Below are 8,178 nucleotides of genomic sequence, written 5' to 3' on the forward strand. Positions count from 1 at the left end.
TCCTGGAGCTGCTGGCGCCGTGCCTCGATGCTCTCGTGGGCGTTCTCACGCTGCTCCAGAATGGCCGCCAGGAACTCGTCATATTCGCCAAACTGGCTTTCCAGCTCCTGCAGCTGATCCAGCATCCGGGTCATCAGGCCATCGCATTCGCGCACATCCGACAGCGCGCTGACGCCGTTCGCCAGGCTCTGCTCAAACAGCCGGATGCGTGCAGCGAACTGGGCCCGGGCTTCCGCACTGCCCTGCTCTTTCAGCCGGATTTCCGCTTCGGAACGCTGCTGGTTGATGGTGGCGTAGATGCCGGAGATATTATCGGTGATCGCCGTTTCCAGCGCGGCATCGTCACCGCCCATCGACGCCAGCATGCCCTGGATCATGTCCAGGCCTTCGGTCAGTTCCCGATAGCGATCGACAATCTTCTTCAGGGCATCCCGGCTGTCGGCCTCGGCCAGCGCAGTCTGCAACTCGGTCAGGGTCTGGCGGTAGCCATCCAGCGCCTCCGGCGACGCCAGGAAACGGAAGGTGCGCTCGGTCAGCCGGCCCTCAGCCTCGGCCAGCTCCTCTTCAAGACTGTCGATACGGGCTTTGTCGGCATAGCGCCGATCATTGAGAGTTCGCACCCGGCCGCGATGATCGCGCAAACGTGCCAGGTAACTGACAAACTGATCCGGTGCTTTCCAGCTATCCGGTTTCAGGTCCCGCATCAACGCGCCCTGGTCCTGAGCGACCTCGGTAATGGCAGCTTCGGTCTGGGCGCGAATACTCTGGACTTTCTCATACTCATCCAGCACCAGCTCTGCGGTGCCTCGGATGGTGCTAAGCTGTTGATTTAACCCGGCAAACAAGGCTTCTTCCTGGCGCGCTGACAGCCAGAAAAACTGGTCCAGAATACGGTCCACGGTGCGAATCAGGTTGGTGAAATGCCGCTCACTGGCGCTGGCGCCCTCCACCAGGGTAACCACCGTATTCAGCTCGGCAATTCCCCGAACCAGCTCGGGATTGCCAATGCGCGCCAGCTCGGAATCGTTGGCGACGTTCGCCGCAGCGTGGAAACTTTCAGAAGTGAACGGCGTTTCCCACACCTGCAACGGGTGCACCAGCGTAGGTTCCTTGTCGGCATTGAAAATCACCAGATGCCCGTTTTCGAACAGGGCGTAGCCGTGGCCAATCAGGGGCACATCCGCCTGTTTGCGAATCAGGTTGTAGCGGAACAGGATCACCTGACCAGTGCGCTGTTCGAAGAAGACATACAGCATGTCTTCACCGTTGGGGGCCCGCAAGGTACGCTTTAGCCGGAAATCCCCGTCAGGAATCTGGAAGGTTTTCAGCTCGCCGGTACTCAGGTAGTAACCCGACGGAAAAATCAGGCCGTGATTGTCCGGCAGCGACGCGACGGAACCGGCCATGGCGTCAACCCGCTCGATCTTGCGCTCGGTGCGGTTGAACAGGTAGTAGCGCCAGTGTTCTTCGTTAAACGGCAGAATCCGCACCAGCAGAATCTCGCCCAGATCGGCAAAATCGAAGCTGGCGTCGTCCAGTGACTGGGAATCGGACTCCACCGGGTCCGAGTAGATGCCTTCGCCGGTGGAGGTGTTGTTCTCCACCTTGAAAGTAATGTTGCCCCGCAGGTTATCCACAAACAGGGTGTCGGCGATGTTCAGGTGCGGAGAGCGGCCCTGAACCTGGCTGTCGCGGCCCACGGTTTTCCAGGGAAAACTGAAACGTTCCGGGAAAGACAGATCGCGCTCGCCGCGATTATCAATGTAGCGGCTGACCTCACCATCAGGCTTCAGTTCCCAGCGAAACACCCGAAGATCATCAAGCTTGTCACCGATGCGGAACGCCATCAGCAACATGCCTTTGAGAATCACCAGTTGCGACAGCGTGGCGGTGTTGTAGTACTGCTGGAGTTCCCGGAAGTCGGTGGCGAAGCGTTCATCCTTGAGAAACGAACCCTCAATGGCCGCTTCGGTCATCTCGAACCCGCTGTCGCCGTCGTTCAGGTGGTACAGCCGGAACACGTCCTCAATCACCAGCGTCTTGCGCAAGCCCAGCTGCAGATTGAAACCGAACAACAGCTTGTCGCCCAGACGCACCACATCCCGGGCGATGGCGTTGTTTTCGGTTCGCACCCGGGCCCGGCCCAGCACGTTCATGCCGGCACTGCCAAAGATCTCTTCGCGGGCCTGGTTCAGCCCGGACACCTGCTCACGCAGTTGGCCGCCCTGCTCTTTCAGCCGGCGCTTGATGGTTTCAAAGGCTGAACCTTCCTGAACAATGCTTTCGAGCTCGGTGCGATCCGTCGACATACCAAATCATCCTGAACCAAAGAGGGGAATGCGGTTAGGGGAAAGCACTCCCGGCACCTTGGGTCCGGTACCGGGAGCCATCGGCCTTATCAGGCCGTCTCGGAACTGCGGTTAGGCTTTTCACCTGCCACCCGGCCGGCAATGTTCGAGAGCGCCGCCTGCAGCGAGGGGGACTTGTCCAGCACGCCCTGAACACTCTTGCCGTAGCCAAGGCCCTGGGCAAACTTCTCGAAAATGCCGCCGTCGCCGCCGATCATTTCGAACTTGGCGTCTTTCAGGGCAGCAGCCATAACCCGGCCATTTTCCAGCATTCCAGCCTTCTGGGCGTCGATCTGGGCCATCACTTCCTTCTCATGAACTTCCAGGTTCATGCGGAACTCTTCAAAGTGACGGGATTCCTCAGACATGCCATCGTAGGCCTTGAGTTTCTCAACCAGACCAGCCGCTTCGGCCTTGGCCATGGCTTCGCGGGCTTCGGCTTTGGCGTGGCCCATGCGCTGCTCACCTTCGGCTTCGGCCAGAACCATAGCCTTACGGGCATCGGCCTTGGCAACACCCAGTTTCTCTTCACCCATGGCTTCGGTTTCCAGACGCTGCTCAAGCACCCGAACCTCGGCCATGCCGGCTTCTTCATCGGCCTTGGCGGTAACCGATTTGACCTCGGCGCGGGCCAGACCATCAGCCCGGATAGCAGACGCCTGAGCTTCCTTGACCTGCGCTTCGGCAAGACCATCGGCCGCGGCCATAGCCTGGCGACCACGGGCCAGTTTCTCATCAGCCACCGATTTCTTCTCAGCTGCATCCATTTCCGCCTGGGCGGTGACCCGAATCTGCTCGGCTTCCAGCTTGGAGCGCTCAAACGCCGCCTCGGCCGCTTTTACATCTTTCAGCTTCAGTTCTTCGGCATCGGCTTCAGCCGCCACCACTTTCTTCACCTTCAAGCGGTCTGCTTCGGAGCGGTTGCGAACATCCTTGATGTTCTCTTCCTCTTCCGCCACGTTGCGCTCAACGGCAATACGCTGGCTGGTGATATCGGCAATTTCCTTGCGTTCTTCTTCCAGCGCCTTTTCCATGCCAATGCGCTCGATTTCCACCGCCCGCTCACGGTTAACATCCTCGAGCTCCCGGGCCTGGCGAATACGCACTTCCTCAATCTGCACCGCACGCTCGCGGGCTTTAATGGCCATTTCAATCTGGCGCTGCTTGTTTTCGTCCGCAATCGCCAGTTCTTCATCCGTCTTGATACGAGCGGCTTCGGCACGGGCCCGCTCCTGCTCACGCACCTGCTCGGTTTCCGAAGTCTCACGGGCCTGCAGGGTTTCAATTTCCCGGCGCTGGCGCGCTTCGGCTTCGGCCTGGCTGCGTTCCAGTTCCAGCGACGCTTCCCGGGCCGACACATTCTTGCGCTGGATTTCCAGCTCCTGGTCCCGCTCCAGACGGTTGGTTTCCACATTGTGGAGGGCGGTGATTTCGGTAATCCGCTTGATGCCCTCGGAATCCAGGATGTTGTTCGGATCCAGTGAGGTCTTCGGCGTCTGCTCCAGGTAGTCGATGGCCACGTCTTCCAGCACATAACCGTTCAGGTCTTCCCCGATGGTCTCGACGATGGAATCGCGGAAGCGCTGACGCTCCTCAAACAGCTGCATGAACTCGAGCTTCTTACCAACGGTCTTCAGCGCTTCACTGAACTTGGCATTGAACAGCTCGTTCACGGCATCGCGGTCTGAGGCACGGCCCACACCCACCGATTTGGCCACGCGCAGCACGTCTTCCTGGGTTTCATTCACCCGCAGGTAGAAGGCGACAGTAATGTCGGCCCGCAGGTTGTCCTTACAGATCAGCCCTTCCTTGCCGGTACGGTTAAGCTCCAGGGTAATGACCGAGATTTTCATGGTCTCGGCGCGGTGGATAACCGGCAGCACCATGGCCCCGGTGAAATACACCTTGGGCGTGGGCGACAGGTCGTTCACGATCAGGGCCTGGCCTTGGTCCACCTTGCGGTAAAACGCCTTGAACAGGGCCAGTATGCCCAGTATCAGCAGAACCAGGACCCCGACGGTCATGATTGCTGGCATCATCCAAGATAAGTCCATTTAGTCATTCTCCTGCGCTGATTGAAGGGAGTAGGTGCGGGGATTAACCGGCCGATTCGCCGGCAAGGAATTCAGCTTCCGGAACCACCCACCAGGCGTTCTTGTCCGGAATATGTTCGATCAGCACCGCGCGCTCGCGATGCGCCAAAGGCGTATGGCTGCGGACCTGCAGCACCAGATGGGCACCGTCCAGAATCGCTTCTGCCCGGCCTTTGGTTTCAGTCACCGTTGCTGAGGTAATCACGCAAGCGGTACCGATAATACGTTTCTGAAGCGGGGGTAAATACGCCCGCCGGAACAGTGGCCGCAGTGGGCGGATAACAACCGCGGTCACCAGAACACTCATCACCAGAGAGCCGGCGATGATCGCCAGCCCGAACAGTGCATGCAGGAAACCATCAGGCACCAGTGCACCGAGCAACAGCTCCGCAAAATAGCTCGCCAACCAGGCAATCAGGAACAACAGAGTAAGCACGAGTGGCAGCGGGACACCCTGGAGCCCCAGGGTCACCATCAGGCCGGAGAAGTCGCCGGAGGCATCAATATCGCCATCTGCCTCGATATCGCCCAGACCCACAAGGGAAATCAGCCAGTAAACGATGGCCACGCACAACAATACGGAAAAAATGACCGTGGGGAAGGAGAAGGCAATTGCAAAGAATGTATCCATACGCGACCAGACATCCGTTCTGGTAAATCCACTGGGCGACAGTCCGTGTCAGACTGACGAGTTGTTTATAACGTAAACAAACTATTTCTTGCAAATGTTTAATTGCGAGGTATAGACTCGGATGATTGACATAAAATGTCAAGCGACAGGACAAGGTTCGTCCCGATCGGCCGAACCGATTCAACGCCACAGGAAGGAGCTATTCGTGGATACCCAATCTCTCACCCTGGCCCTGGGTGACGCCACCCATGCTGGCCGAACCTTCGATGTCATGCCCATTGCCGGCGAAGAACCGGTGCTGCAGGTAATCGTGTCCGGCGCCGAAGAAACACCGGTGTATATTACCGTAACCGACACCCAGATTCTGTGCCTTGCGTACCTTTTCGACGAACAGGAACTGGCCCCGGAACGTCTGAACGAGCTGCATGAAAACATGTTGCGCATCAGTGTTCCCATGCCCTTAAGCTCTCTTGGCAAAACCGGCCAGCACTATGTGGTCTATGGCGCACTGAGCCCCACGTCCGGCACCAGCGAGATCATGCAGGAACTGGTAACCCTCGCCGAGAATGCCATCGACCTGTTACAGACTTTTGAAGACTACCTGGCTTGAGTGAGGGCTGAGACATGAGAACCGTACTTAAAAAAATCCTGACCGCCATGCGCGGGGGTGTGAACGAACTGGGTGAAGCCGTTGTCGACGGCCAGGGCAACCGGATTCTGGAACAGGAACTGCGCGATTCCGAGCATGAGCTGAAACAGGCCAAGCAGGAGCTGGCGTCACTGATGGCCGAAGCGGCCTCCCTGGCCCGACAGATCCGTACCGAGCAGGACAGCGCCGCCAAGCGTGAAGACGATGCCCGCAAAGCCATCGCGGCTGGCCAGGAAGACCTGGCCCGGGAAGTGGCCGAGCGAATTGTTGGCCATGAGCGCCGCGCTTCGGAGCTGACCCAAACCCGGGAATTGCTGCAACAGCGCATTGTGGGCCTGAAAGACCGGGTTCAGAAAGCCGAGAAACAGCTGGCCGACTACCGCCGGGAACTGCAAGTGGTGAAGACCAACGAGCGGGTGCTACGCACCACCGCGCAGATTGACACCAACATCAACAGCCAGCAGTCCTCCCTGAGCACCGCGAAAGAGACATTGGAACGGATTCGCGAGCGCCAGGCCCGGGAAGAAGACCGCCAGACCGCCAGCGCCACCCTGGAAAAAGAGCTGACCGGCGCAGATCTGGACGAAAAACTGAAAGCCGCCGGCATTGACGGCGAACAGGATGCCGTCAACGATGTGTTGGCACGCCTCAAGGGCGGCAACGCAAACCCGTAAACCCTGAGCGCCCCGAGTTCGGGGCGCTCACTCAAGCACCTCAAAGGCGCTCTCACAGGCAACCCCATGGCGAAGAAACAGGACTGGTCCCGAGAAGAACAGGCCGTTCAGGCGGTACAGATGGCCTTCGACCTGTCCAACGACATCCAGCGCGCCTTTCGCGTGTCGGCGGCCATGCAGGATATGACGACCGCCGACATGGTGCGCAAGGTGCTCCACCTGCCCTACCGTAAAGGCCGTGCCCGCCCGCGACTGACGGTAACCCTCAAAGACGAGGATTTCGAACTGCTGGCACGCAAGTACGAACTGGATCCGCAGGATCGTGCCGCTATTCGCCAGCGCGTGGCGGAGGAGTTGCAGGGATTTGCCAGGCAGTATCTGACTGCCTCGGACCAGTAATCGCCAGGCGCTTCAGAAACCGCTTTACCAGGAAAAGGACGTCATGCCCAGAAACCGCTATCGACAGTGCCCGGCCTGCAATACCGCAAGCCTGGACTCCTCCAGCCATCCCTCCATATTCGACTGCCGCCTGTGCCACGGGCTATGGTTTGAAGATGGCGCGTTAAATCAGGCGATTGCCGAGCATCATGACGGCGTAGACCAGTACGATCACGAGCAGCACCTCGGCCCCGCGCTTCGCACCAGCGACCGGCTTTGCCGGCGGTGCCGCGTGCCCATGACCCACTACCAATTGCTTGCTCACTACACCACGGAAATTGACTGCTGCCCCGGCTGTGACGGCGTCTGGCTCGACAAACACGAAGTCGATCAGGTAATGCAGTCGCCGCAACTGAAGCAGGCCCTTAAAGACCTGAACCAGAAAGTGAGCTGGAAATCCTGGCTGTTCCAGTTCCTGACCGCAATGCCGGTGGAATACAACGTAAAACCCCACCGCACCCCCTGGGTTACCCGAACCCTGGTGTTCCTCTGTGCCCTGGTGTTTGGTGTTGGAGCGCTGTCCCCTGAGGCTAATGAGTGGATCTTCGTAAACCTGGGACTGAACTCCGACACCCAAAGCCCGTCACATTTTGTGCTTCAGTTGCTGAGCTATCAGTTTGTGCACGGTGGCCTGATGCACCTGGTCGGGAACATGTACTTTCTGTGGATTATCGGCGACAACCTGGAAGATGCGCTGGGGCATGGTGCCTTCCTGGCACTCTACCTGTTTGCCGGCATTATGGCGGCCCTTGCGGAACTGCTGTTGTTCGATGCAAGCCAGGGCCCCCTGCTGCTGGTCGGGGCCAGTGGCTCCATCGCTGCCCTGTTCGGCCTCTACCTGATGTGGTTCCGACACGCCAGTCTTACCTTCATGATCATTGTTTACCAGAAGAAACTCGCACCTCACTGGTACTTCCTGATCTGGAGCCTGATAAACCTGTTCGGGATGTTCACCGCCCAGGGCGGCGTGGCGTGGGCCGCGCATCTGGGCGGCTTTGGTTTGGGGTTACTGCTTGGCTACCTGTTGCGGGATTATGTGCTGCGGAAAAATCCGCTTATTGCGATGCTGAATCAGCCGGAGGCTGCGATTAACCGGTAGCCTTGCCGGTTAATCGCAATAGGTACCTACTCGCCGCAGGTTTCTTTAACCTTGGCGCGGAAACGGTCCCGAATCTGCTGATTTTCTTCCTCTGACACGTACTCCCGCTCACCCTTCTCATTGATATCGTAGAAGGTCGAAACACTCTCCAGGTGCTTGAGACGGGCCTGGAGATTCCGGCATAGCTCCTCCTGCTTTTCGGCCTGTTGCCGGACTTTCGCCTCTTTGGCCTGACGCTCCTCCCGC

The 8,178-nt window shown here is 58.7% G+C and carries 7 protein-coding genes and 1 pseudogene; 4 read left to right on the top strand and 4 right to left on the bottom strand.

Features of this window, described 5'->3' with window-relative positions; genetic code table 11:
• The 3 genes from B3Y70_RS10095 to B3Y70_RS10105 form a co-directional block, all read right to left on the bottom strand.
• Positions 1 to 2,309 (bottom strand): DNA repair ATPase (locus B3Y70_RS10095; protein WP_288589732.1); only part of this gene is annotated, 2,309 nt, incomplete at its 3' end.
• Positions 2,310 to 2,398: 89 nt separating this feature from the next.
• Positions 2,399 to 4,402, bottom strand: coding sequence for a flotillin family protein (locus B3Y70_RS10100; RefSeq protein ID WP_286894571.1), 2,004 nt, complete (start codon positions 4,400 to 4,402; stop codon positions 2,399 to 2,401).
• Positions 4,403 to 4,445: 43 nt separating this feature from the next.
• Positions 4,446 to 5,072 (bottom strand): hypothetical protein, encoded by a 627-nt coding sequence (locus B3Y70_RS10105; RefSeq protein WP_286894570.1) that lies wholly within the window; start codon positions 5,070 to 5,072, stop codon positions 4,446 to 4,448.
• Positions 5,073 to 5,277: 205 nt separating this feature from the next.
• On the opposite strand from B3Y70_RS10105, the gene B3Y70_RS10110 reads away from it, so the two are divergent.
• From B3Y70_RS10110 to B3Y70_RS10125, 4 genes are all read left to right on the top strand, one after another.
• The gene (locus tag B3Y70_RS10110) at positions 5,278 to 5,682 is read left to right on the top strand and encodes a YjfI family protein (protein WP_011787109.1); all 405 of its coding nucleotides are present in this window, start codon (positions 5,278 to 5,280) and stop codon (positions 5,680 to 5,682) included.
• A 14-nt stretch (positions 5,683 to 5,696) separates the two neighbouring features.
• On the top strand, positions 5,697 to 6,395 hold the full coding sequence (locus B3Y70_RS10115; RefSeq protein WP_014422950.1) for a PspA/IM30 family protein: 699 nt from the start codon (positions 5,697 to 5,699) through the stop codon (positions 6,393 to 6,395).
• A 66-nt stretch (positions 6,396 to 6,461) separates the two neighbouring features.
• Positions 6,462 to 6,794, top strand: coding sequence for a hypothetical protein (locus B3Y70_RS10120; protein ID WP_011787111.1), 333 nt, complete (start codon positions 6,462 to 6,464; stop codon positions 6,792 to 6,794).
• A 43-nt stretch (positions 6,795 to 6,837) separates the two neighbouring features.
• Complete coding sequence (locus B3Y70_RS10125) at positions 6,838 to 7,932, top strand: rhomboid family intramembrane serine protease (protein ID WP_023012133.1); 1,095 nt, start codon at positions 6,838 to 6,840, stop codon at positions 7,930 to 7,932.
• Between the two features lie 26 nt (positions 7,933 to 7,958).
• Here the strand turns inward: B3Y70_RS10125 and B3Y70_RS10130 are convergent.
• A pseudogene (locus B3Y70_RS10130) lies at positions 7,959 to 8,178 on the bottom strand (DUF4124 domain-containing protein); the annotation flags it as partial.

The organism is Marinobacter sp. UBA5687 (assembly GCF_002420325.1).
GTDB classification, from domain to species: domain Bacteria; phylum Pseudomonadota; class Gammaproteobacteria; order Pseudomonadales; family Oleiphilaceae; genus Marinobacter; species Marinobacter nauticus.